The following is a 24053-nucleotide window of genomic DNA, read 5'->3' as shown; positions in this document are numbered from 1 at the left end:
AGTTCAGATCAGCAAGAAAACGAGGCATCCATGCCCGGTATATCAACCACGCCAGAACGGCTTGGTGGTCTCTTGATAGCGGTCAGCTTCGTTCAGACCGATGTCCTTGAGCAGGTATGCGGGCAGCTCGGAGAGCTGGCGACGGCTGCGGCTGCGTTCCAGCCAGGTCAGGACGGTCATCTTGACGCGAGCAACCAGATTCGATTCGCTGGAATCCTGGTAACCGGCTTCGGTATAAGTCATGTTGGCCATGATATGGCTCCTCTCTCTAGTTCTGCGCAAGGCTCGGATTTGATGCGCAAAGCTTAGTCAGGGCGAGGAGGCGCCTCAATTGACGAATTTTGATACATGAGATTAGTAAAAGTAATGGCTGATCTCGCCATGGGGTAAAATACAACCTATTGATTTATATGTGAAATATTAGCTAGAGATTCCCTCCCCCAGCCGTGCAGCATTTTCTCCTGCCCCATCGGCTTCTAACTATGCAGTTTCCCACGTTAGCTATGCAGAGCCCGAGTTCGAGACAGGACGCTGCCGCCCCTGCCGCACCGCCAATTGTTAACCATTGGATCACTTAAAGATCGTTATTTAACAGGATGATACAGACAGGCAACCCCCGAAAGACGGCCACGGCAGCCGCTCTTGCACGGCACTTGAAAGGCGGCACTTGGCGCCTTCCCGTCATGCTGGTATGGTTATTTATACAGTGGTTTAATCATGCCCCCCGATCGCCACCTTTAGGGCGACGGATTGGGGGAACACACAGGATATGCCGATGGACACCTTTACCCCCACCGCCGCCCTGCGTCAACAGATGGACGCGCTGGAAGACGCCCTAGCCCGTCTCGCCAGACTGCTCGGCCAGCTCGAGTTGCTGGAGGCCCATGTCTATCCCCTGCCCGCCGTACCGCAAGGGGAAGAGCATGATCCCATCGAGGCCATCGAGGTGGGTTATCTCTCGGGGGAGGCGGCACTGGCCGCGGCCGTGACGGCCTTTCAGGATCACAGCGCCCGCCCCGGCTGCTCCACCAAGGCGACTCACCGGCTGCCTGGCTGGTTGCGCTTCCCCGCCGCCAGCGCCCCCTTGCTGCAGCCGCTGCTCGACGAGATCAACGGCCACAAGCTCGCCTTCAAGGCCCTGGTGCAGGCCGCCGGCGGGCGAGACGAGAAGTTCGAGCTGGTGCACAGCGCACTGCCCGGGGTCATCACCCTGCAGGTCTATCGCAAGCTGACCCTGCTCACCGGAGAGCTCCATTCCCTCGGTTTCACCTGGGCCGACAAGCAGAGCATCAGCCGCCTCAGCCGCGAGCAGGTGCTGGAGATGCTGGAGCGCAGCCGCCGCTATGTGCCGGCGCTCTCCAGCAACGAGGAGTGGAGCAAGATGGTGGATCAGGAGGTGTATGACATTCGCCGCCTGCCGGCGGATGCGCAGCTGCGCATCCGCCGACCGGTCAAGACCCACCCCATGATCAACCTGCTCTGGCTGGACAGGGAGCCGCGCAAGCAGCAGCTCAAGGCGAGCCTGCCCCTGCTGCTCTGCTCGGACAACCCGCCCAGCGTCACCCACCTCGGCCACTATCCGCCCAAGCTGCGCCAGGCGCGGCGGGATCGCAAGATTGGCGGCGAGGCCATCATAGAGCGGCTGCACCTCTATCGCTATCAGGGCTAGCGCCTCTTAACCAGACCCATGAGAGGGGCCCCAGACGCGGGCAATGAGTCCCTGAAACAGAGAAGGGGGATGGCCACCAGGACCATCCCCCTCTCGCACCCAGGCAGGCAGCACCGCTCCTAGCTCATCAGCAGGGCGCGCAGGCTCTCCACGTCCAGGCCACGCACCTCGGACTGGCCGCTCAGCAGGCCATCGGCCAGGGCCCTCTTCTCGTCGTGCAGCGCCACTATCTTCTCCTCCACCGTCTGCTCGCACACCAGTCGATAGACTGTCACCGGCTGGGTCTGGCCCATGCGGTGCGCCCGATCGCTCGCCTGATCCTCCACCGCCGGGTTCCACCAGGGATCCAGGTGCAGCACGGTATCGGCCTGGGTCAGGTTGAGGCCTGTGCCCCCCGCCTTGAGGCTGATGAGGAACAGGGGAACCGGTTCATGACGAAAACGCAGTATGGACTCCTGACGGGACTTGGCGGAGCAGCCCCCGTCCAGGTAGCAGTAGTCCCATTTTTTGAGCTCGATGCGGGCTCGCAGCAGGCTCAGCAGATCGACGAACTGACTGAACACCAGCACCCGGTGGCCGCCATCGATGGCTTCTTCCAGGAGTGCCATGGCCTCGTCCAGCTTGCTGCTGGTCTGTGACCACTCCGGCATCACCAGCTCGGGGGAGCAGCAGAGCCGCCGCAAGCGGGTCAGGCCGCTCAGCACGTGCATCAGGGCGCGGCCATCGGCGCTTTGCACCTGCTGCACCACCTCGCGCCTGGTCGCCTCGTAGAGCTGACGCTCTTCGGGGGAGAGGCTGATGTGGTGGATGATCTCGGTCTTGTCCGGCAGCTCGGTCAGCACCTGCTGCTTGAGGCGGCGCAGGATGAAGGGGCTGATCACCGCCCGCAGCAGCGCCATGTGCTGGGGATCCTTCACCGCCTTGCCGAAGCGACGCTTGAACTCGCCGAGGCTGCCGAGCAAGCCCGGGTTGATGAAGGTAAACAGGCTCCACAGCTCCCCCAGGTGGTTCTCGATGGGGGTGCCGGAGAGGGCCAGGCGAAAATCCCCCTCGAGCTGGAACAGCAGCTTGGCACGCTGGGTGCCGGCATTCTTGATCTGCTGCGCCTCGTCCAGCACCATGCTCGCCCAGCGGCGGGACTTGAGGGACTGGGCCAGGCTGCCGAGCATGCCGTAGTTGACCAGGATGATCTGGCCCGCCTTGGCCTCCTGGATCAGGGTCTCCCGCTCGGCGGGATTCTCGAACACCACCACCTCCAGCTCGGGGGCAAACCGGGTCACCTCCTCCTGCCAGTTGGTGACCACGGACTTGGGCACTACCACCAGGGCGGGGCCGAGGTGCTGGCGCATGCGCAGCACCATGAGCGCCTGCAGCGTCTTGCCAAGGCCCATGTCATCGGCGAGACAGGCGCCAAAGCCATGGTGGGCCAGGGTCGCCATCCAGCGCACCCCGTCCTTCTGATAGTCCCGCAGCGCCGTCAAGAGCTCGGGGGCACACTCCACCTCCTGCTGCCACTCCTGCTGCAGGGAGTGCCAGGCATCATCCCCGGCCGTGGTCACCGCCGACAGCAAGCGGGCCAGGGGGTAGGCCAGCTTGTTGTTGATGCGCTGCTCGGTATCCAGCATGGCCCCCAGCATGGTGAGGCGCTCCACCAGCTTGTCGCTCAGCATCAGGCTGGTCTTCTCGTCGAGCTGAACGGTGCGCTGGCCCGGGGTCAGCTGGCGCAGGATAAGGCGCAAGTCGAGGATCTGATGTTCGTCCAGTGCCAGTGCCCCCTCCACCTGGAACCAGTCCTGGCGACGCTCGATGCGCAGGCTCAGGGCCGCCTCGTCGAGGCTCTTGAGACGGGCGCTGTCCTGATGCCAGTGAACGACCACTCCGGCGTCCACCAGCTCGGGCAGCGCATTGACCAGGGTCAGTGCCTGCTCACCGTCCAGCTTCCATTCGTTGCCCGGCAGACCTATGGGCAGCTGGTTGCGCAGCAACTGGGCCTCGGCCTTCTCGGCAGCCAGATCCCGTTGCCAGTAGTGATAGTCCCTGACGCCCTGGCGCACTATGGCCTCCCCCTTGCCAAGGGGCAACGGCGGCAGCTCCCCCTCCCGGGTCACCAGCTGGACCAGCAGCTGACCATCCTGCCAGTCCAGCTGGACCGAGGGCACTCCGGGCCAGGGGGTCAACTCGGCATTGCCGCTGAGCCCCTCGACCTGGCTGTGCCAGGGCAGCTCGGGAATGGCGTCCAGGGTGCGTTGCAGCTCGGCGAGCCCGCCCGCTGGCAGCAGCGGGATGGATTCCAGCGCAGGCAGTCTGTCCAGCAGGGCCTGCGGGGTCAGGATGAGCTGCCACAGATCCTGGGCAAGCGGCACTATGTGCGCCCCTCGCGCTGCGGCGGCCGGGCTCAGGACGGCGCTCATGCCCTGCTCGGTGGCGACCACCTGCAGCAAGGGGGCGCTGATGGCCAGTTGCAGCTTCTGCCCCTTGGCGTTGAACAGGCGCGGATGGCTGGCCAGAGGGGCCCAGGCGTCCCGCGGCAGCTTGCTCATGCCCCGTGGCAGGGTGCGCACCAGGGCCCAGTCCGCCTCGTCGAGCAGGGCGGCATACTGGGTGGAGAGCAGGGCAGGATCGACCCGGCGCCCGGCGGTCCACTCCCCCTTGGTGCTCTGCTTCTGGATCTTGCACTCGAGCTCGGGCCCTTCCGCGTGGAGCAGCCATACCAGCCGCTCCTGCGCCTTGCGCACGCCGCTGGAGCGCCCCAGCCCCTGCAGCCAGTTGAGCCAGCTGGCCGAGGCGGGGGTCTTGTCCTCATCCTCTGCGTCGCTGGCCGCCTCGGGGGCCGGGGTGGCACGCAGTTGCTGCAACGGGGGCCGCTCGGCCCCCTCTCCCAGCAAGAGGCGCAACAGATCCTGGCAGAAGGCCATCAGGCGATGACGGGGCTCGGCCTCCAGCACATGGGAGAGATCCCACTTGTGCAGTATGGCGACCTGGGGGCTCTGCTCGCCGTGGCGCGCGAGGGCGCAGAGATCCAGCCAGAGGTAGCCCCAGTGGAGCTCCTCCAGCGGCAGTTGCAGGGTATCGAACAGGCCTATCGCCTGACCGTGGCGATCACCGGCCCACTGTCCCAGCAGATCCGAAAGCAGGGGGAAATGGTTGCCGAGGCTGCGCTGCCACTTCTTGCGCTGCTCGCTGGCGAGCACGGGATCGGCCTGCTGCAGCCAGCCAAGCCAGAGCAGGGCGCTGAACATCCTGGGCCAGGGCTCTTGCTGCACCGCGGCCTGCCACTGCCCCAGCGCGCCGAGCAGCCGCTCCGCCAGGGGCTGTTCATCCCCCTGCTCGGCCAGTTGTTGCAGGGCCGGCCAGTGAGTGGTCACCTCGCCGGCCAGCGGGCCGCAGAGCCACTCCCACTCGCTGGCCAGCGCCTCAAGCCGGCTTGCCAGCGCAGGGGCGCAGGCCGCGGTCACGGACGTCAGCGGCCAGTGCGCTTCGGGCTCGGCATCGAGCAGGGTCTGCAGGGCTAAGTGTTCCAGCAACAGTTGTTGCCAGGCGGGGCTTGAGCCCGGCAGCAGGCGGTGGGCATCGGGCAGGTCCAGCAGGCTCAAGAGATCCGCGCTCTGGTAGTAGGCGGGGATCTGCCCCGCCTCCCCCAGGCAGAGTTCGCGCACCACCCCTTGCGCCATCTCCTGACCCGTGACCGAGGGGACCCGGGTCCAGTCCGGCATGGGGCAGGCTCCTCCCCGCACCGCCAGGATCAGGGTCAGGGTGCCCTCCGCCGTCAGGCTCCACTGCTGCTCGTTGCGCAGCCGTATCAGTCCCTGTTGCTGCAACTGGTTCAGCGCGTCCGTCAGCGCCTGCCCGGGCGAGCGCTGCGCGTACAGCGTGTCTTGCAAATAACGGGTACTGGCGGCGCGCTGCAGTTGCAGCTCGCTGAGCAGGGCATGGCAATCCGAAGAGAGGGTAAAGGCTGACATCAGAACTCGCGGGCAGGTGCAAAGGCGGAATTTTAACGGGAAAGCGGCGGCGGCTCGACCCTTAACCGCGAATTAGTACAAAAAAAGCGGCCAGGCTCATAAAAGCGGGGACAGGGGGCCGGCGGACCATCCTCTGCGAGGCGCTCTGCGGGCGGGCAACGGGCCATGAAAAAAGGCGCCGCAGCGCCTCTTGATAGGGTAAGCAAACTCGCAGGATTCAGCCTTCCAGGTGCGCCAGACGGGCCTCCAGGGCCTGCAACTGCGACTTGAGGCGCTCAACCTCCTCTTCCAGCTGGCTCAGGCGATCGGCGGCAGGAGAGGCATAACTGCTGGCAGGGGCGGCCTCGGCCAGGGCTTCCAGATCGATCTCGCCACCAAACAGGTGGGCATAGCGGGATTCCCGCTTGCCCGGCTCCCGGGGCAGCTTGACCACATAGGGGCCGCGCTCAACCAGCGCGGCCAGCACCGCATCCACCTCGGTCACATCGTCGAAGCTGCACAGCCGGTTGGTGCGCGAGCGCAGCTCACCCGGGGTCTGGGGGCCCCGCAGCAAGAGCTCGCAGATAATGCCGAGCTCCTGGGCGCTGAATTTCAGTTCACCGAACTCGGTGTTGCAGAAACGGTGCTGATAGCGCGGCACCCGGGCATTGAAGCCGGCGGTGTTGACCACCAGACGACGGCGGATCAGCTCGTCGATGACGGCGCGGATATCCAGCTCGGCGAGCTCGAGCACGGGTTCGCGGTTGCTCTTCTGGTTGCAGGCATTGACCAGTGCATTGAGAGAGAGAGGGTACTGATCCGGCGTGCAGATCTCTTTCTCTATCAGGCAGCCGATCACGCGAGCCTCTAATGGGCCTAGTACTATCTCCATTTCATACTCCCTTGCCAAACAAGACGTTAAGACGGTTATCTTAGCCAAGGCGCTCTCGCCGTCCAGCACTGAACCGCATTTTTGCGAGCCGATGAAACCCTTGATGAAACATCGTACAATCCGGCCGCAACCAGGTGGCTAGCCCCTGGCATCATACCGCCAGGCAGCCCCCTAGACGGACTTGTCGACCCGGGTATCCGTTCCCGTGGTCAGGATGCGCACCTTGTCCCCCTTGTTGAACGTGAGCACGGGATCCTGATCCTGCACGACGTTGAGCAGTTTTCCCGCCTCGGTCTTGATCAGCAGCTCGACCGTCTGCTTGCCCTGCACGCTCTGTTGGTTGCCCTGACGGCGACGGGAAGCCTCGGCCCCCGCCACTGCCCCCACAGTGGTGGCGACTGTCTGGCCCGAGCCACCACCAAATTGGCTGCCGACGGCCGCCCCCAGGGCCGCGGCCCCTATGGTGCGAAGTGGCCGGGTTCCGCCCTGCTGGGGCGCCGCCTCCTGGGTCAAAATGCGGCTCTCTTGCACCGTGCCGTATTCCACCTGGGCGCTGGTGCCTGCGAGGGCCGGTGTGCCCATCAGAATGAGCAGGCTGGTAACCATGAATGCAATCTTCTTCACTATGTCGACTCCGATGATGACTGAGACCCGATGGCGCCGGCACCGCGCCTGCGCAGCCCCGCCATCCCCATTCGGGAGACTACACCGCCGATCCTGACTGTGAGCTTGCCTGAGGTGGAAATGATCACGGCCGCAAGGCGGCCGTGATGGGAGAAGAGAAAGCGGTGCCCGGCCTGCTCATGAGGAGGGCTTGGGCTCCAGGGTCGCGGCGACCGACTTGGCCGCCGAGGCGGTGAGCAAGGGCTCACCCGGATAGAGCATCAGCGCCTGGGTCCGCAGGCGGTCGGCCTCTTCGGTCCGCCCCAGTGCATTGAGGGCAATCACCATGTTGGCGTAGATGTTGGCCCTGGGGGTATGACGCACAAATGCCTGTCCCCAGTCGAGATAGGCTTCCAGCTCGGCCTTGTTGTTGGCCTGCAAGCCCACCATCAGGCGCACCGCGTTGACGTCGAACTCCACCCGGGTCAGCCAGGCCATGGGGTTGACGATGTCGAGCAGCAACGCAGGCTGCTTGTAACCACCACGTTCATACTTGGTCACCACCCAGGCGGTATGCAGAGCCGTCAGCATGAAGGGGACGACGATCAGGGGAATGCCAATGGCCAGGAAACGCAGCAAGAGCCAGGGGCGGTAGACATACTCCCGCCAGTTGGCGTGGCCAGCCGTTCCCCCCTCCTCCACTTCCGCATCCAGCACATGGATGAGCAGCAGCAGCGCCCACCACAGGGCGATGGCGTGGTAGAAGGGATACTCGGTCTGGGTGTGCAGCAGTATGGGGATCACCAGCGCCAGCAAGGCCGTCCCCTTCACCCAGCCAGCCCTACCCAGTCGCCACAGCAGAGCCCCGCCCATCAGCACCATGCCGAGCATGGGGGCAAGCCCTCCCTCCACCGCCCAGTAGAGAAACTCGTTGTGGGGGTGATCCAGGTTGTACTCGATCTGCACCATGGCGGGATTGAGCGCCTTGTCCGCCATGTAATGCTGGAGGAACACGGACTCGAAACTGCCATAGCCCCAGCCGGTCCAAGGCGCCTCAGCAATCAGCCTGGCGGCATAGGGCCAGTAGATGGATCTCATGCCGCCGGACTGATACATCTCCAGCCCCCGCCTGGCCCCCGCCATCCAGTACTGGGATGCCAGCCCGAGCGCTATGCCCAGCCCAACCAGCCCCAACACCCGGCCCAGCTGCCGCTCGCGATGCAACTGCGGCAGCAGCAGGATCAGAGCCAAGGCCCCGCCCAATTGGCCCACCCGGGACTGCAGTACCACCAGCAGCAAGGCGGTCGCCAGGATCACGGCATGACGCAGCCCCTTGAGCCAGTGGTTGGCGTGCCCCCGCATCTGAAGCCAGATCGCCAAGGCAAGCCCGGTCGCCATAAAGGTCGCCATCACGTTGGGTTGCTGGAAGATGCCGTAAGGGCGATTGGTCCGGGTGTCGTAGCCTATCCAGTTGCCCGGTACCAGCAGGTAGTACTGTACCAGGCCGAGCAGCGCCTCTATGGCTACTGCCCCCAGCAGCAGGTAGAGCAGCCGATCCCGCATCTGACGGTCCAGTCGCCATTGATAGAGGCAAGCGAGAAACAGCAGACCGGCAAACAGCCCCAACAGGCGGGGGATGGCATAGTCCTTGAGCTCGAAGCCCGGATAGGCCACGGGCAGCAGCAGCAGCAAGGCCCCCAGCCACAACGCCGTCAGCAGCGGAGAGACCACCAGCCGCTGGCTGAGGGTGACCTGCCACAGTCCCAGCGCCATCACCAGGCTCGCGAATATCCAGCCCCAGGCGTTGAAGGGCAGATAGAGCCCGGCCCCGCCCGGGTTGTGCATGAAAAAGTGCATGCCCAGTAGCCAATAGAGGATGCTGAGCATGCCGAAGATCCCTGTTGTTGTCCTCATCGTCCCTGATCCCTGCAGTGTCATTTCCATGTGTCGTCACCAAGCAACCAATACGTAAAAGGGGGCAATCGCCCCCTTGTTCACTTCCTTGCCATCATGCCGACTCTGGCCTACGAAACATATGACGCACCAGCACTATGCCCACTCCCAGCATGCCGCCGAGCAAGGTAGCCAATACCACGACCAAGGGACGCTTGGGCTTGTCACGGCTCAGGGGTTCACTCGGCGAAGCCAGATAGGCGAAGGACTGGAACGGCAGCGCCTCAAGCTTGATAGCCTGGAGACTGCTCAGTTGCAAACGCAGATCGCCGATCCCTGGATTCATGAACTCAGGGTTCTTGATCTCCTTGAGGATCTTGAGCTTCTCCGCCAGGGCGCGAGCCCCCAGATCGATGGCCAGGCTGCCCTGATCCTGCAGGTTCTGCACCGGCGCCTCCAGCCCGGCCGCCTGAGTGATACGCAAGCTGTATTCGGTACGCAAGATGTCGTCTTGCAGCTGTTTGAGGGTATCGGCACGCGCGCTCTCATACTGGGTCTGCAGCGTCTTGAGACGGTTCTGCCAGATAGTGTTTAGCTCCTTGCCCTTGGCCGCCGACTCCTGCAGCTGGATGAAGGCGATGTATTGCTCCAGACGCTGTATGGCATCCTCTGCCGTGCTGGCAGCAAAGGAGAGGGTGATATTCTCACTCAGCTTGTCCAGCACTTTTGCGCTGATCCCCTCTGTCATTTTCTTGAGCAAGCGCCGCTTGTCTTGCGCATCCGTTGCCCCGGACTCCACCGCCTCGGCATCCAGATAGCCTTTCTCCATCAGGAACTGTCGCTTGTTATTGAAGCTGTTGAAGCTGTTTACAAAATCACCGTAAAGTGCCTTCTTGTCAAAGGAGGTAAAGGCTGTCGCCGGTATCTGAGCGTTGATCAGCTGGTTGATATTGAGCTCGAGTGATTCTACCTCCTTGAGGGTGGGCTGCTTGATCTCGGCTTGGCTGACCCAGACCTGGGAGGCCAGCAGGGCATAAGCGATACCTGCCGCGGCAAAGACGCCTGCGACCAGCAGGATCATGAGTTTCTGGCGCCATAACACCAGAATTAGCTCGCGTAGATCAATCTCATCGGATCCAGCGGGCTGTACCCACTGAGATGGTACATCTGGGGTTCTCTCTTTCATTTGCTATCTCTTATCTATTAAATGCAAAAGCCAAAAATGAATTAAAGTTTTAACTACACGAGAAAGTCACAACTGATTTTATAAATGAGCATTAGTTCAGTTGATTGGGAGCGTTATCAGCGTCAACTGTTAAAAAATTAATTCCATGAGAATGAACTTTTGCAGTGTTAAGATTGCCCTCCTGACGCGCATGCCAAACAAGATCACAAATACCATCAGTAGGGCTAAAGCCTGTTGGTGCAGTTAGCAAAATTCGCCGTATTTCATCATGTTCAAAAGAGTGGCAAGCCTTATCAAGTTCAAGAAGAATTTCGCGAAGTTCTTCCCATGGCAGCATGCCTTCATGAGCAGTCATGATTCGGGGATGGTCTGTCCCTTGAACATCATCACCAATGAGTAACTCTTCAAACAATTTTTCTCCTGGGCGTAATCCAGTAATTTTTACTGCAATATCCCCATTGGGATTTTTCTCATTCTTTAATGTTAAACCGCTTAAACGAATCATTCGATGGGCTAGATCCAAAATTTTGACTGGTTGCCCCATATCTAGCACAAAAACGTCACCACCATTGCCCATTGCCCCGGCTTGGATAACCAATTGAGATGCTTCAGGAATAGTCATAAAATAGCGAATTATATCTGGGTGGGTGACTGTGAGTGGCCCCCCATCCAGAATCTGTTTACGAAATAAAGGGACGACAGAACCAGACGATCCTAGTACATTACCAAAACGAACCATACAAAAACGAGTTTTATTTTGAGCAGATGCTAAGGCTTGTAATACGAGCTCAGCCAAGCGTTTGGTCGCCCCCATTGTATTAGTCGGGCGTACCGCCTTATCCGTCGAGATCAGTACAAATGTCTCAACACCGCTCTCAATAGCGGCCTGAGCACAATAGAGTGTTCCAAATACGTTATTACGTACCCCTTCCACCACATTATATTCAACCAATGGCACATGCTTATAAGCTGCGGCATGATAAACTGTTTGAATCTGGAAATTACTCATTACTGCACTTAAGCGGTGCTGGCGCTGCACCGAACCCAATAATGGAATTATTTCCAAATCAATATTTTCACGTAAACAAAGCTCATTCAGCTCTTTATCAATGGCATATAAGCCATATTCTGACAACTCATATAATACTAGCTTAGCTGGCTTGCAACACGCGATCTGGCGACACAACTCAGAACCTATTGAACCACCAGCACCGGTAACCATCACTCGCTTACCACAGATATTGGCATTGATCAGCTCCGGAATGGGGTCAACGGGATCCCTTCCAAGTAGATCTTCAATAGAGACCTCCTTGAGTTCGTCGATCAGAGCCCTACCACCAACCAAGTCAGACATACCTGGAATCGAGAGAACCTCGCATGGAAAATGCTCCAAGCGGTGAATCACTTCCTGGCGCACTGAACGTGGTGCACTGGGCATTGCCAGCAAGATTTTCTTGAGACCAAAGCGAGCGACTAGTTCACCTATCAGATCCGGACTGTAAACATTGATTCCTTGAATGACTGCCTTACGAATTGCAGGATCATCATCCACAAAAGCAACAGGGAAAAATTCATGACCTTGATTAAGAGCAAGCTGTAACTGACGACCAGATGAGCCTGCACCGTAAATTAATACAGGAATCCGGTTATGATTACCACGATTGACCAGCATTCTAAAAAACAGTCTGGCTCCACCCACTAGTAATACAGCAAAAGCAAAATAAATCACAGATACCGTTCTTGGTAATGGGGCTTCCAAAAAGAAGGCCAACATAACTAAAAACATGGTGGAAAGAGACACACCAAGCATAACTGTCCATAACACTTTAAACCCGACATAACGTAATACTGCTCGATAAAGCCCCAAGCGCATAAAAATGATGATAGTAACTGGAATTAATAAAAGCAGTGTTTGCCAATGCAATACACTCTTAATAGGAATTGCGGCATCCAGCCGAACCCAGAACCCTCCCCAGAATGCCAGTGAGAGCAGTACACTATCGACAAGAACACTAATGATTCGTTTGTATAAACGAGGAATGCCAAGAAATGAAGTGAACATTATCACACCATGATGATTATGAAATTTAAATGGTTATAAACTATTTTGGTCTAACAGCATCACCACTACCACTACCACTTATTGTCATGATGATATAACTAAAATAGCTTCGCACATTCAGGGAGTCGATCATGTCACGATCTGTTTTAGCTAAAAGTCTAGGAGTAGACATATCGATATTCTGAATTTGAGCAAGCCCGGTAATTCCAGGTAAAACATCATATACACCCAAGGCATCACGCTCGGCAATAAGTTCATCTTGATTAAATAAATTTGGACGAGGTCCAACTAAACTCATATCTCCTTTCAGAACATTGATCAGCTGCGGCAATTCATCAATCTTTGTTTTACGCAGAAAAGCGCCAAGCTTTGTAATAGAAGCTGCGCTAGCCAAATGACTTGCAACCGACTTGGTATCAACCGCCATAGTACGGAATTTAATGAGCTTGAATGGTTTCTTATGCTTACCAACTCGAGTTTGTACAAAAATAGGAGAACCAGTGTCAAATTGACCAATTATTATAACAACCAACAGAATAGGACAAAGCAATAGTAAACCAAAAAAGGCAGCCAAAAAATCTAGTAATCGAATCAACATGATTTATCCTCGAAAAAACAACGCCCAATGCCTTCTTCCAGCGAGATTGGCGGTAGCCAACCCAAAGTCTCTTTAGTATGTGTAATATCTACCTGCAAGTTACCACACAGCCTATCGATCACCGCCTGCTTACCTGTAAGTCTGCCAGCCAACCTTAACCACCTTACGGGTACTGGCAACAACCGTGGCACTTTCCCTGCCGCTCGGGTCATAAACTCTAGCAACTCAGTGGTAGACACATCACGATCATCACTGACCAAAAAAATTTGATTAGCTGCTCTGGGATGATCAAGACAGGTGATAATCAAATCGACCAGATTATCGAGAGCCACTAAACTACGCTTATTGTGTATCGCACCAAAAGGAAGAGGTAAATTTTTCTTAGCTAAATTCATCATCGCGGAAAAGTTAGCTTTGACGCCCGGTCCGTATACCAGTGGAGGGCGGATGATTACAACCTCCATTCCAGACTCGATAGATATTTTCCTCAACCCAGCTTCAGCTTCAGCTTTCGAGACACCATATGGATCGTTGGCATGGATGCAGTCAGTATTTTTAAATGGGGCATCAATCTCTGTCGATTCACCATTTACTTTAATACTGCTAATGAAAATAAAGCGTCTAACCCCTGAATTCACCGCCTGCCGCGCCAAATTCAATGTTCCAGCCACATTGACATTACGGTATGCAATCAATGGGTCAGTTTCAACGTCATCCATTACATGAGATCTAGCCGCAGCATGAATAATTACATCAACACCAGTCAAAGCCGATGAGTAATCCGTTACAGCATCAATTGTCCCCATCACATGTGATATAGATTGACCATTTATTATTTTGCGGCCATAAGTACGAATGTGCGTGCCAGAAGTACCACTTAAACGCTTCAAAATAGCACTACCAATAAACCCAGTGGCCCCTGTCAATAGAATCATATTGGTTCTCAACATTCAGAATAAATTAAACAGCAATGCGATAGCTAAAGCCAACCTATCGCGTCCCCGCCTTCGCAATTCGTTAATTTTTGTCAGTAAGTATAAATTACCTAAGTAATTGCCAGATAAACCATACTTTATGATAGCAATATCATGTAACTCCAATAAGCCTGCAATGTTTACAACCTGTTCTCTGTACCAATGGCTTTTAATTAATTGCAATCTTTTTTTAGCTGCAAGCCAATTACTATTCGTGCCTACCTGATTATTAGCATGCTGGCGATAGCGCATACTCGGCTCAGAATCTATAATCCAACGATAGCCATGATAACGTGCAAAGGCATACAGTAACCAATCGTGCAACGATACTTTACTTACGACTTCATCATGATTTTTTATAAGCCATCTTTGAAAGACAATAGCCAAGTCACGCTTAAATACATAGGTACAACCCGGTCCAGCAGCTTCAAATAAGAAATCCCATTTTCGCTGCGATTGAGCCTTGTCAATGAGTAACTCTCGGTCGTCATCCCAAAAGGCGATTACGTTAGAGGAATAGCAATCATATCTGTCTAACTTCCTCACAGCACCAATCAACTTATCCGCATGCCAAATATCATCCTGGTCACTAAAGGCTATAAAATCATATCTATTGAAATCAACATCCATAACTAATCTGAAAAAATTCTGCCCTGCACCACCGAATCTCTCTCCATAAGGCAGCAAGGTGATATTATCATACTTGGACGCATAAAAAACACACAACTCCAGTGAGTCATCATTGGAATGGTCAAGGCTAATATATATATGAATATCAACTTGCTTTTGCACTAAGATGCTATCGATCTGCTCCGTGAGCCACTTTTCACCATTATAGGCAGCCAAAAGAACAGCAATACTATAATTGTTGCGACTATCCATAACTAAGATTCACATCTAAAGACATCATTAACAGCTTCGAGATATTTATGCCCGTTGACTGTGTCAGGTTCAAGATAAGCACCTTCAGACCATTCATTCCACGCATTAATAAAGACTATTTTTTCATCATATTCATTAAGCTGTGATTTTATAATCTCTAGTGCCTCAACAAATTTTTCAAGCTTCACATTATAAAAAAACGTTGCGCGCTCATTATACCTAGGAGCATTATCCCAGTCAGGGAATGCGACTTGATATACAGGTTTGTCAAGGAAATTCAAGTCAGAGCGAACTTTCAATGTGTCTAGATATGAATCATAGGAGAATTCACTATACGTCTTATTCTTTAACATTGTTGCAATATTTAATTGCATAGATTCAGGTAAACGCCTAGCTATCTTTCCCAGTACATTTTTTACAACACCATTCTTTTTAAGGTATTTGTTGATGGCATAACGAGGTTGAAAATTAACGATTGCACTGAAGTTTTTATACAGATTCTCTGCATTAATTACATCATATGCTCGGAGTGCAATAAAATGAACACCGTCAAACCCTGACTTTATAGCTTCATCGTTAAAAAAAGACATAAATTTATCTAAATTATTTATCAGCTCAGGCCTATAAATACAAAAAACTGGTTTATTTGAAACCTTAAGATATCTTATATCTTGGAAGTGCTGATTTAAATATTGATAATGTGCTTTCCAAAGTTCAGTGTCGACTATATGCTGCTGTTTTATTAGAATATCTTTTGGCTTACCTACCCACTGACGGGTCCATGTTTCATTCGCCCAAGTAAAAAAGTACTCGATATCAATATCTTTATTTTCCAAAAGATTTTCCGCTGGTTTTTCCAAGATTAATTTCCCATCAAACCAATAATGGTAAAAATTGAATCCAGAAATACCATAACGCTTAGCGAGAGCAGCTTGCTCTGATAAAGTCATAACTATTGATTGATCGTAAAAATCCGTTCCATACGGTATCCTAGGCTGCCTTTGCTTTGTTGATACTGCTTTAGCATTCTCCACCAATTGCCAATCAGTAAACCCCTCACCCCACCAAAGATCATTCTCCGGGGTCGCATAAAACTGGGGAAAATAAAAAGGAAATACTTTACATTTATTCATACTGCTCACCGAGATTATATTTTTGCCATGAAATTTATAAGTTTTTTATTTTTCACTGATTCTCTAAAGCTTAAATAAAATAGATAAGCATACAAAATAATCAAATGAAAAATATTTTTCCCATAATGGGATTTCCAAAAACGAACAACGTTAAACAGAGCTCGATGATACTGCTCTGAGTTTCCTTTAGGATGAAAGGATAGCTCATGCTGAATGCGTGAATCCATAACAACAACTGGTATATCAGCACTGTGGACATACTCAAAAAGAACAGTATCTGTACCATAAAAGCTGACATAAGGGGGATAACTATAGTTTTTTATCTCTTTAATATTTGGCAAGAAAACACCACTATTTATTGCATATATATTTTTACATGTGCCATGAACAAGGTCACGAATAGCCCGAGAGAAAAACAACCATGATTTATATGGACTAACTAACTTATCGAAAACGATAACTTTTGGTACAAAAATACTTTTCGTACCAAATTCTTGTTGAGCCTGATGAAACTTATCAAGATAATCATAGGGAAGTGATGTATCATCATCCAATATCAATATATAATCACTGTCGAAATTTTTAAATTCAGCTTCATAAATCACATTCAAACCATTATTATTTCCATCATGGATATAACTTACCTTTAGCTCCCTTCCAATTTCAGATAGTTCATTATCATTAATCATCGCCAATGGACTATTATCATGAATTGACAGTGACACGCAGATATTATCTTTCGAGTATTTCTGTTTTAGAATACTGTTAATTGATGCACTATCAACAATTTTTTTATTATACAAAACTATTACTATTTTAATAGAAGTCATAGCGACTCCTAAATGCATATCCAAACATGGTAATGATTCCTAATGGCACGGTTCCCTCATTTGCTCATGAGTAATGTAGCTGCGCTACATGATGTCCTTTCATCCATAAATCGTCGTATCACTTACGTTTAGCCCTATCACCGACTGAACTTGACCTGGATGGGTGGATGTCTATAGGTCAAACTTGATGATGGCAAAAAGGTGAGGTAACAACTGATGGCGGTAGTGATTTTATTACATTACCTGAGGTCGGCTATTGAAGGGTCTTGTGGTCATACTCAGGGCAGATAAATTTTTGTAGAACGCGCTAAAGCAGAGCATTCTCACACCGGGACTGTATCTTGCTCGTGACCATGACGCCCCCTCGTAGGTGTAGCGTAACAACCGATCATAACCAATTAAGGTAATTGAACCTGATTTAATATATCACTTTTTATTTATTCTTTAACTACCACAAAAAACTGCCAACATAATCGCTTTAAATTTTCAATTTACTGAAACTAACATTGACATAAGAAGAGTTTTCACGAGAAGAAAAAGTAATAGTCATTTAGCAAATTGCCTTTATAAAGAAAAGCAATAAACCCTAGCAGACTGTATATGGACGAAATGATAAATGTTTTTCCTGTCATTTTCAATGAAATATATGGAACTACAAATACAATCGAAAACAAAAATATTTGACTAATCCGTCCGGACAATACTGGAATTGCTGACATGGAAAACCATATTATTTGTGAAAGTATCACATACTTCATCATCAGTACAATCCAAGGATCGTTTACACCTCTATTTCTAATACCATAATAACCTACTACCAATGCAATGCTGACATTAAGGAGAGGGAACAGTCCAAAAACATTGATAATATTAGCACCTTCATTGGCCAACCCCTGATACATTAATAGTATAGGGATGTTGGTAAATGTAATAAATGAATTTAAAACCAAATCAAACAAATCAAAATAACAAAAAACAACACTGACAACCAATGCAATAGTCAAGAATGAAAACGAAACCCCTCTTATAAACAAACTAACTAAACATAAAAAAATGAGTGATGGATGAACCATGGTACTGACTGCTAGGAGTATTAAAGCGCTCTTTCTTCGTTTTAATACAACCATTAGATAAAGTGCGAAATAGGCTATCGCTATTGCCAGGCTAACTCTTATTTGCGTAAAGTCGTGTAAATATACAAAAAAACCAACATACACTAAAAAAACAGAACCGATATCAATTCCAGCCTTATAAAACAAAGCCACTTTAATTGGTAATGCTAAAGCATAAAACACGAAAACCATAACTACTGGAATACCAAGAGTAAATGTTATAGTAACCAGTGAATCAAAAAATGCACCTCCTAATGTAGGAACATTTCCATTTTTAATATTATTAATATACTCTAAGTAAGTTAGATAATCTCTATCAACAGCATCTCCACGTAATATAATCAACATAAAAAACAAGAGAGACAAGATAAAAACAAAACAACTCTTTATAGCTTTCGAGTATGCTAATGTATTTAAGAAGGTCACACACCACAATAGTATATATACCACAACGGTCTAATCCCTTTAGCGTTCATTCACAATGTCATTGAAGCTGCGTGATATATTATCCCATGAATATTTAAGCATTGCATTTTGATTTCTTTCAATCTCAAAATACTCCCCACTTAAATAGATATTCATTGCTTTATTTAGTTTCTCAATAATTTCATTTTGTGAAAAACCAATTATTTTCAAACAACTATCAGTATCTGTCAGCGGTGCATAATTAGATATCGTCAAACAACCTGCCACCATCGATTCAGCACATGGATAATGAAATGCTCCATACTCAACCAATCCTGTAGCAACAAAAATATCATTCAACTTGTAAAAGCCAGCCAATTCGACATCATTATTAACTTCGTGGTATTTAATACCCTTTGATTTATACTCATCTGCTAAATATACAGCAACATTAATGACAACTTTATTCTCTAGTTTATTATATTTTATATATTTTAAGAGGGTATCCAGAACCTCCTTTGTTCCTTTATACGGCTCCTTTCTACCTATGATGCCAATATTGATTGGCCTAGATCCACTAGTTGCGTTTCGACGCTCGCCAAAAAATAAATTGTAGTCTACTCCTGCGGGAATGCATGCGCGATAATTATTGATAAAACGAGGTAATATACATTCAGAGTTAACAATTTTTTCAAATGGCATCATATATGTAAACCCAGCAAAAAACTTACCAATAATATTGGTGTAAAAATTAACCTCATATGCTTGAATATAATAAATTCGTCTCATCTTTCGAGGCAGAAAAAGTGCTATATAAGCCATCTGATGATATGTAGCTATTACAGCATCAGCATTTACATTTTTGCACGACACTAGCATATTAAAATAGTTACTTATCCACCTAAATATTTTAAAATGCGACTTTGAACCTTCAAAAGTAATTATTTTGGCAGTAGTTGCATAATAAGGAACATCATTTCCTTTAGGAACAATAAATGTAACATCATGCCCCTCTGAACTCAAACCAGAAGCTAATTTTGATATTACACGCTCACCACCAGAACGGCCAAAGCGAAGAATAGGTATTACAATCCTCATATAGACCCTTGAACATTAAAACTAAAGCATATGAATGCATGGCACTACAAAATACAATGTAAACTGTCATTGTAGTTATTTAGAAAACTTCTTTATATTTAAAAACACAAAAGAAAAATACAGTGTATAGTTAATCGCATATGCTATAGGAGCACCTTCTACACCATACATAAAAATAAAATAATAGCTCAAGCCAATTAATATAGCAGAGAATATAATTTCGGTAGACACATACCAGCGAACAGCCCCACGAGATAACATTGGATATGCATATAGCCAGCTAACAACTTTAATTACATCACCACACAACTGAACTAGGAATAAATCTCTAGCCGCACTGAAATCTTTAGTGAACAGTAGTAATATTGCAACATCTCGCAACAAATAAACCCCTAATGCCATAGCGGCAACGATTGGGATGATAACCATTACTGTTTTATGGATTTCATTAACTATAGCATCAACACCGACCAAAGATGACAAACGAGGTAAATAATATGTCCCTAGCGCCATCGTTATGACGCCTAAATAGACTTCTGATATCTTCCATACCGCTTGCCACTGTCCGGCAGCATCCCAACCGACTTGCTCGATCAAAATAGTACGAACTATAATCTGTGATATTGGTACGGTCAAAGCACTGGTGATGGCCATTACCATATAACCACCAATCGCCTTCCTAGCCTCTTTATCAGTTCCTCCCCACCAATAACGCAATCTCAGCCAGGGTTGACGAAGGTTGGCAATAAGCATTACCACTCCGACCAAAGCCCCCTGCAATGCGGCTGCAAGTAAAGCACCTTGAATATTCGCCTTTACTATCATGGCTAGCATCAACGCCCCAGATATCAAAACAGATAGCATTCCAAGGCACACATAACGACGATAATGTTGCAGACCATTTATCACTGAATTACATAAAGTGCCCATGGCTGCTAGGGGTAATACGCAGATCGTTGCCATCACAATCCAAGCCAGCTCTTTATCTTGGAATAACCAAATAGCGATATGATCTGCCAACAGCAAGCCAGCAGGAATGATTATAGCAGAGATGATCAATACCCATTGAAGGGCGGCTTTCCACCATGGGGAACAGGCATAAAAACCTTCGACCTGCTTTTCTGCGGTGTATCGTACAATACCGTTGCCAACTGGGGCATTAATAATCCCATTGAGACTAGCTACCATACTTTGTATTTGCCCGAGCATGGCCATTCCGGTGGGGCCGGTATACACGGCCACCACCTTGGCAATAACAAACCCCATCGCCATTCTCAGCAAAGTCAGTAGTCCAGTCATGGCTGTGACTTTAAGTAAACGCTTCATTCATTGAAATCATTTATTGCAGTGATAACTTTCTCAATCGCGTCATCAGACATAGTTGGATATAATGGCAATGAGATAACTTGTTGATGGATTAGCTCCGTCAACGGCAAATATTTATCTGCATACTCGCTATAAGCGGGTTGTTTGTGTGGAGCCACAGGATAGTGGATCAACGTCTGAACTCCTTGGGCGGTGAGCCATTGCTGTAATGACTCACGCAACTCGCAACGTACCACAAACAGGTGCCATACATGCAACTCTTCTACTGCTACTTGTGGCAAAGTAACCAACGGATTGTTGATGCCTGAACGATAACGCAAAGAGATTTGCTGTCGACGCTTCGTTTCAGCATCCAGATTGTTCATTTTTACCCGAAGCATAGCGGCTTGGATTTCATCCAGACGACTATTGCTACCTTGGTACAAATTTTCATATTTTTTGTGAGAGCCGTAATTACGCAGTGCTTTTAGGGTTTCGGCCAGTTTATCATCATTCGTTGTGATTGCCCCAGCATCACCCAATGCCCCCAGGTTTTTACCAGGATAGAAGCTGAAGCCTGCTGCATGCCCCCAATTCCCAGCACGCCGACCTTGCATTTCAGCACCATGTGCTTGAGCACAATCTTCTAGCACCAATAGGTTATGTTCTGAAGCAATCATCATTAACTCAGGCATAGAGGATAGCAGCCCATAAAGATGCACGGGCAATATTGCCTTTGTTTTAGGCGTAATGGCAGCACGAACAACTTCAGGATCGAGATTATAAGTGGTCAGGTTTGGTTCAACCAATACCGGAACCAGATCATTTTCAGTAATTGCGAGAATGGATGCAATATAAGTATTTGCCTGTACGATCACCTCATCGCCAGCTTGCAACTTGCCAAGTTCTTTCCATGCCCGCAGCACCAATATCAGAGCATCCAAGCCATTAGCCACGCCAATAGCATGTTTAGTGCCACAGTAGGCCGCAAACTCGGTTTCAAATTCTGCCAACTCATTACCCATAATATACCAGCCAGAATCAATCACTCGGGCACATGCATCTTTCAACTCTTGCTGGCATTGGTTATTAATTGACTTTAAATCAAGAAAAGGAATCATTTATCTGTCTCAACATAGCGAACTATCTTTGCGGGGTTACCAACAACAACCGCATAATCTGGTACATCTTTGGTGACAACTGCACCGGCACCTACCATTGCGTATTTACCAATGGTTATACCAGGTAATAAGGTAGCATTTGCACCAATCGAAGCATTGTGCTTAATGAGAATTTTAGAAAACTGCTCAGGGTACAACTTGGATCTTGGCTGCTTATCGTTTGTGAACGCGACACAAGGGCCAATGAAGACATCATCTTCTAGCGTGATGCCATCCCAGATATAAGCACCTGACTTTATTGTAACGCGATCCCCAATAATGACATCATTTTCAATCAGAGTGTGTGCACAGATATTGCAGTCCTTACCTATCTTTGCACCTTCAAGTATCACTGAAAATTGCCAAACTCGGGTGCCCGCACCAATATCAAGAGATTTCACATCGCTTAGTTGATGTATGAACATCATGCACCAACCTTACTAGCAGCAATGAATTCATCATAATTTCTGATGTAATCAGACTCATCGTAGATATCACTTGCCAGTACAAGTAATACACAGTCATGGCTGAAGTCATACATTTCATGCCACTGCATAATATCTATTAACAACCCTTGAGCTGGCGAGTCCAGTACGACACTTTGTTTATTTGAACCGTCATCCATCACAAACCGGCAAGAACCTGTTAAACATATTGCCACTTGCTTGACCGCTTTGTGGGCATGAAAACCACGGGCCACATCGAGTTTAGTATCAAACAAATAGTAAACACGTTTTATCTCAAATGGGACATGTCGATTTTCTTCAATCGCGACTAGATGCCCTCTATCATCACCGAGAGCATTAAAATTTATAAGATTGATCAACATTGCAATACCTCAAAATAAATCTGCATCATTTAGACTTTTTGCCAATTTATCTTTATCTGATAACAATACGTTATTAAATGGCCAATCAATATTTATCTCAGCATCATTGAATGATATTGCACGTTCACAACTCGTATTGTAATAACCAGTAGTTTTATATAAAAATTCTGCAGTCTCACTTAAAGTCAAAAAACCATGAGCAAAGCCTTCAGGGATCCATAATTGACGCTTGTTTTCACCAGAAAGATGTACACCAACCCATTGACCAAATGTCGGGGAGGTTTTTCTGATATCCACCGCCACATCGAACACCTCACCCGCAATGCAGCGCACCAGTTTCCCTTGGGCGTGAGGAGGAAGTTGATAGTGTAAGCCGCGCAATACACCTTTGGATGACTTGGAATGATTATCCTGCACAAACGTCACTTGATGGCCAATCGCCGCTTCAAATTGCTGGTGGTTAAAACTCTCAAAGAAAAAACCACGCTCATCGCCAAATACTTTTGGTTCGAAAATCAACACGCCGGGGATATTGGTTTGGATCACATTCATCATTAATACCTGATTTAAAAATTGGGCAGATAACCCCATGGTAAATTGTTATTACTTGATGATTTTCAGCAGATATTGGCCATATGCATTCTTGGCCAGCGGTACGGCTAATGCCCTTACTTTGTCTGCGTCGATAAATTTCTGGCGATACGCGATCTCTTCTGGACAGGCCACCTTCAACCCCTGACGAGTTTCGATGGTCTGAATGAAGTTGCTCGCCTCAATCAGGCTTTCATGAGTACCGGTATCCAGCCAGGCATAGCCACGGCCCATCATGGCTACCGACAGGTTGCCCTGCTCAAGGTAGATACGGTTAACGTCGGTGATCTCCAGCTCGCCGCGGGGGGATGGCTTCAAGCTCTTGGCGATCTCGACCACGCTGTTGTCGTAGAAATAGAGGCCAGTCACCGCATAATTGCTCTTGGGCTCCAGCGGCTTTTCTTCCAGCGAAATAGCCGTTCCCTTGCTATCAAACTCCACCACGCCATAGCGCTCCGGGTCATGAACGTGATAAGCGAAGACGGTAGCACCACTTTCTTTGGCCGCTGCACCTTCCAGCTGCTTTTGCAGGTCGTGGCCGTAGAAGATATTGTCGCCCAACACCAGTGCACAAGGGTCTGAGCCGATAAATTCTTCGCCCAAAATAAAGGCTTGTGCCAGACCATCCGGGCTCGGTTGCACTTTGTATTGCAGATTCAAGCCCCACTGGCTGCCATCACCCAGCAGTTGTTCAAAGCGAGGGGTATCTTGCGGGGTGCTGATGATCAAGATATCGCGGATCCCCGCCAGCATCAGGGTGCTCAGCGGGTAATAGATCATCGGCTTGTCGTAGATAGGCAGCAGCTGCTTGCTCACCGCCATGGTTACCGGATAGAGACGGGTGCCTGAACCACCGGCCAGAATAATGCCTTTACGTTTGGTCATGATGC

21 protein-coding genes are annotated in these 24053 nt (G+C 50.0%); 1 reads left to right on the top strand and 20 read right to left on the bottom strand.

The features are described 5' to 3' along the window. Window positions 1-42 precede the first annotated feature (42 nt). Window positions 43-252 (bottom strand): DUF1127 domain-containing protein, encoded by a 210-nt coding sequence (locus Aeroheme_RS07370; protein ID WP_005331430.1) that lies wholly within the window; start codon window positions 250-252, stop codon window positions 43-45. Between the two features lie 523 nt (window positions 253-775). On the opposite strand from Aeroheme_RS07370, the gene Aeroheme_RS07365 reads away from it, so the two are divergent. Next, entirely contained in the window at window positions 776-1669 is an 894-nt protein-coding gene (locus Aeroheme_RS07365; protein WP_411167002.1) for a DNA replication terminus site-binding protein, read from the top strand. A gap of 119 nt (window positions 1670-1788) precedes the next feature. Here the strand turns inward: Aeroheme_RS07365 and Aeroheme_RS07360 are convergent, their stop codons facing one another. The 19 genes from Aeroheme_RS07360 to rfbA all read right to left on the bottom strand — a co-directional run bounded on the left by Aeroheme_RS07360 (window position 1789) and on the right by rfbA (window position 24048). Continuing rightward, the gene (locus Aeroheme_RS07360) at window positions 1789-5631 is read right to left on the bottom strand and encodes a DEAD/DEAH box helicase (RefSeq protein ID WP_411167001.1); all 3843 of its coding nucleotides are present in this window, start codon (window positions 5629-5631) and stop codon (window positions 1789-1791) included. Between the two features lie 217 nt (window positions 5632-5848). After that, window positions 5849-6502: a YceH family protein gene (locus Aeroheme_RS07355; RefSeq protein ID WP_042649459.1), complete on the bottom strand. Its 654-nt coding sequence runs from the start codon at window positions 6500-6502 to the stop codon at window positions 5849-5851. A gap of 171 nt (window positions 6503-6673) precedes the next feature. Continuing rightward, window positions 6674-7126 (bottom strand): glycine zipper 2TM domain-containing protein, encoded by a 453-nt coding sequence (locus tag Aeroheme_RS07350; RefSeq protein WP_411167000.1) that lies wholly within the window; start codon window positions 7124-7126, stop codon window positions 6674-6676. Window positions 7127-7303: 177 nt separating this feature from the next. Beyond that, entirely contained in the window at window positions 7304-9019 is a 1716-nt protein-coding gene (locus Aeroheme_RS07345; protein WP_411166999.1) for a Wzy polymerase domain-containing protein, read from the bottom strand. 94 nt (window positions 9020-9113) lie between these two features. Further along, window positions 9114-10184 carry an LPS O-antigen chain length determinant protein WzzB gene (locus Aeroheme_RS07340; protein ID WP_368168883.1) on the bottom strand — a complete coding sequence of 357 codons (1071 nt, stop codon included), beginning with the start codon at window positions 10182-10184 and terminating at the stop codon, window positions 9114-9116. A 91-nt stretch (window positions 10185-10275) separates the two neighbouring features. Continuing rightward, a complete protein-coding gene (locus Aeroheme_RS07335; protein ID WP_368168884.1) occupies window positions 10276-12246 on the bottom strand; it encodes a polysaccharide biosynthesis protein in 1971 nt (656 codons plus the stop codon). A gap of 40 nt (window positions 12247-12286) precedes the next feature. Then, window positions 12287-12844: a sugar transferase gene (locus Aeroheme_RS07330; protein WP_368168885.1), complete on the bottom strand. Its 558-nt coding sequence runs from the start codon at window positions 12842-12844 to the stop codon at window positions 12287-12289. Further along, a complete protein-coding gene (locus Aeroheme_RS07325) occupies window positions 12838-13779 on the bottom strand; it encodes a UDP-glucose 4-epimerase family protein (RefSeq protein WP_368168886.1) in 942 nt (313 codons plus the stop codon). Before Aeroheme_RS07325 ends, Aeroheme_RS07330 begins: the two co-directional genes overlap by 7 nt. Window positions 13780-13794: 15 nt before the next feature. Next, window positions 13795-14700, bottom strand: a complete 906-nt coding sequence (locus Aeroheme_RS07320; protein WP_368168887.1) for a glycosyltransferase — start codon at window positions 14698-14700, stop codon at window positions 13795-13797. Between the two features lie 2 nt (window positions 14701-14702). Next, on the bottom strand, window positions 14703-15833 hold the full coding sequence (locus Aeroheme_RS07315) for a glycoside hydrolase family 99-like domain-containing protein (protein ID WP_368168888.1): 1131 nt from the start codon (window positions 15831-15833) through the stop codon (window positions 14703-14705). A gap of 14 nt (window positions 15834-15847) precedes the next feature. Continuing rightward, window positions 15848-16663: a glycosyltransferase gene (locus Aeroheme_RS07310; protein ID WP_368168889.1), complete on the bottom strand. Its 816-nt coding sequence runs from the start codon at window positions 16661-16663 to the stop codon at window positions 15848-15850. Window positions 16664-17187: 524 nt separating this feature from the next. Beyond that, window positions 17188-18201, bottom strand: a complete 1014-nt coding sequence (locus tag Aeroheme_RS07305) for an EpsG family protein (protein ID WP_411166998.1) — start codon at window positions 18199-18201, stop codon at window positions 17188-17190. 39 nt (window positions 18202-18240) lie between these two features. Then, window positions 18241-19278 (bottom strand): hypothetical protein, encoded by a 1038-nt coding sequence (locus tag Aeroheme_RS07300; RefSeq protein ID WP_368168891.1) that lies wholly within the window; start codon window positions 19276-19278, stop codon window positions 18241-18243. Window positions 19279-19353: 75 nt separating this feature from the next. Further along, window positions 19354-20604, bottom strand: coding sequence for an O-antigen translocase (locus Aeroheme_RS07295; protein WP_368168892.1), 1251 nt, complete (start codon window positions 20602-20604; stop codon window positions 19354-19356). Continuing rightward, the gene (locus tag Aeroheme_RS07290) at window positions 20601-21704 is read right to left on the bottom strand and encodes a DegT/DnrJ/EryC1/StrS family aminotransferase (RefSeq protein WP_368168893.1); all 1104 of its coding nucleotides are present in this window, start codon (window positions 21702-21704) and stop codon (window positions 20601-20603) included. The genes Aeroheme_RS07295 and Aeroheme_RS07290 overlap by 4 nt, the downstream gene beginning before the upstream one ends. Further along, the gene (locus tag Aeroheme_RS07285) at window positions 21701-22171 is read right to left on the bottom strand and encodes an acyltransferase (RefSeq protein WP_368168894.1); all 471 of its coding nucleotides are present in this window, start codon (window positions 22169-22171) and stop codon (window positions 21701-21703) included. Before Aeroheme_RS07285 ends, Aeroheme_RS07290 begins: the two co-directional genes overlap by 4 nt. Next, window positions 22168-22572, bottom strand: a complete 405-nt coding sequence (locus tag Aeroheme_RS07280) for an FdtA/QdtA family cupin domain-containing protein (protein ID WP_368168895.1) — start codon at window positions 22570-22572, stop codon at window positions 22168-22170. The genes Aeroheme_RS07285 and Aeroheme_RS07280 overlap by 4 nt, the downstream gene beginning before the upstream one ends. 9 nt (window positions 22573-22581) lie before the next feature. Then, window positions 22582-23124: a dTDP-4-dehydrorhamnose 3,5-epimerase gene (rfbC, locus tag Aeroheme_RS07275; protein ID WP_411166997.1), complete on the bottom strand. Its 543-nt coding sequence runs from the start codon at window positions 23122-23124 to the stop codon at window positions 22582-22584. Between the two features lie 51 nt (window positions 23125-23175). Then, entirely contained in the window at window positions 23176-24048 is an 873-nt protein-coding gene (gene rfbA, locus Aeroheme_RS07270; RefSeq protein WP_411166996.1) for a glucose-1-phosphate thymidylyltransferase RfbA, read from the bottom strand. Between the last annotated feature and the right edge of the window lie 5 nt (window positions 24049-24053).

Origin of the sequence: Aeromonas sp. DSM 116730, assembly GCF_046581335.1 — a bacterium.
Taxonomy (GTDB): domain Bacteria; phylum Pseudomonadota; class Gammaproteobacteria; order Enterobacterales; family Aeromonadaceae; genus Aeromonas; species Aeromonas rivipollensis.
This window is presented reverse-complemented; position numbering and strand designations above follow the sequence as displayed.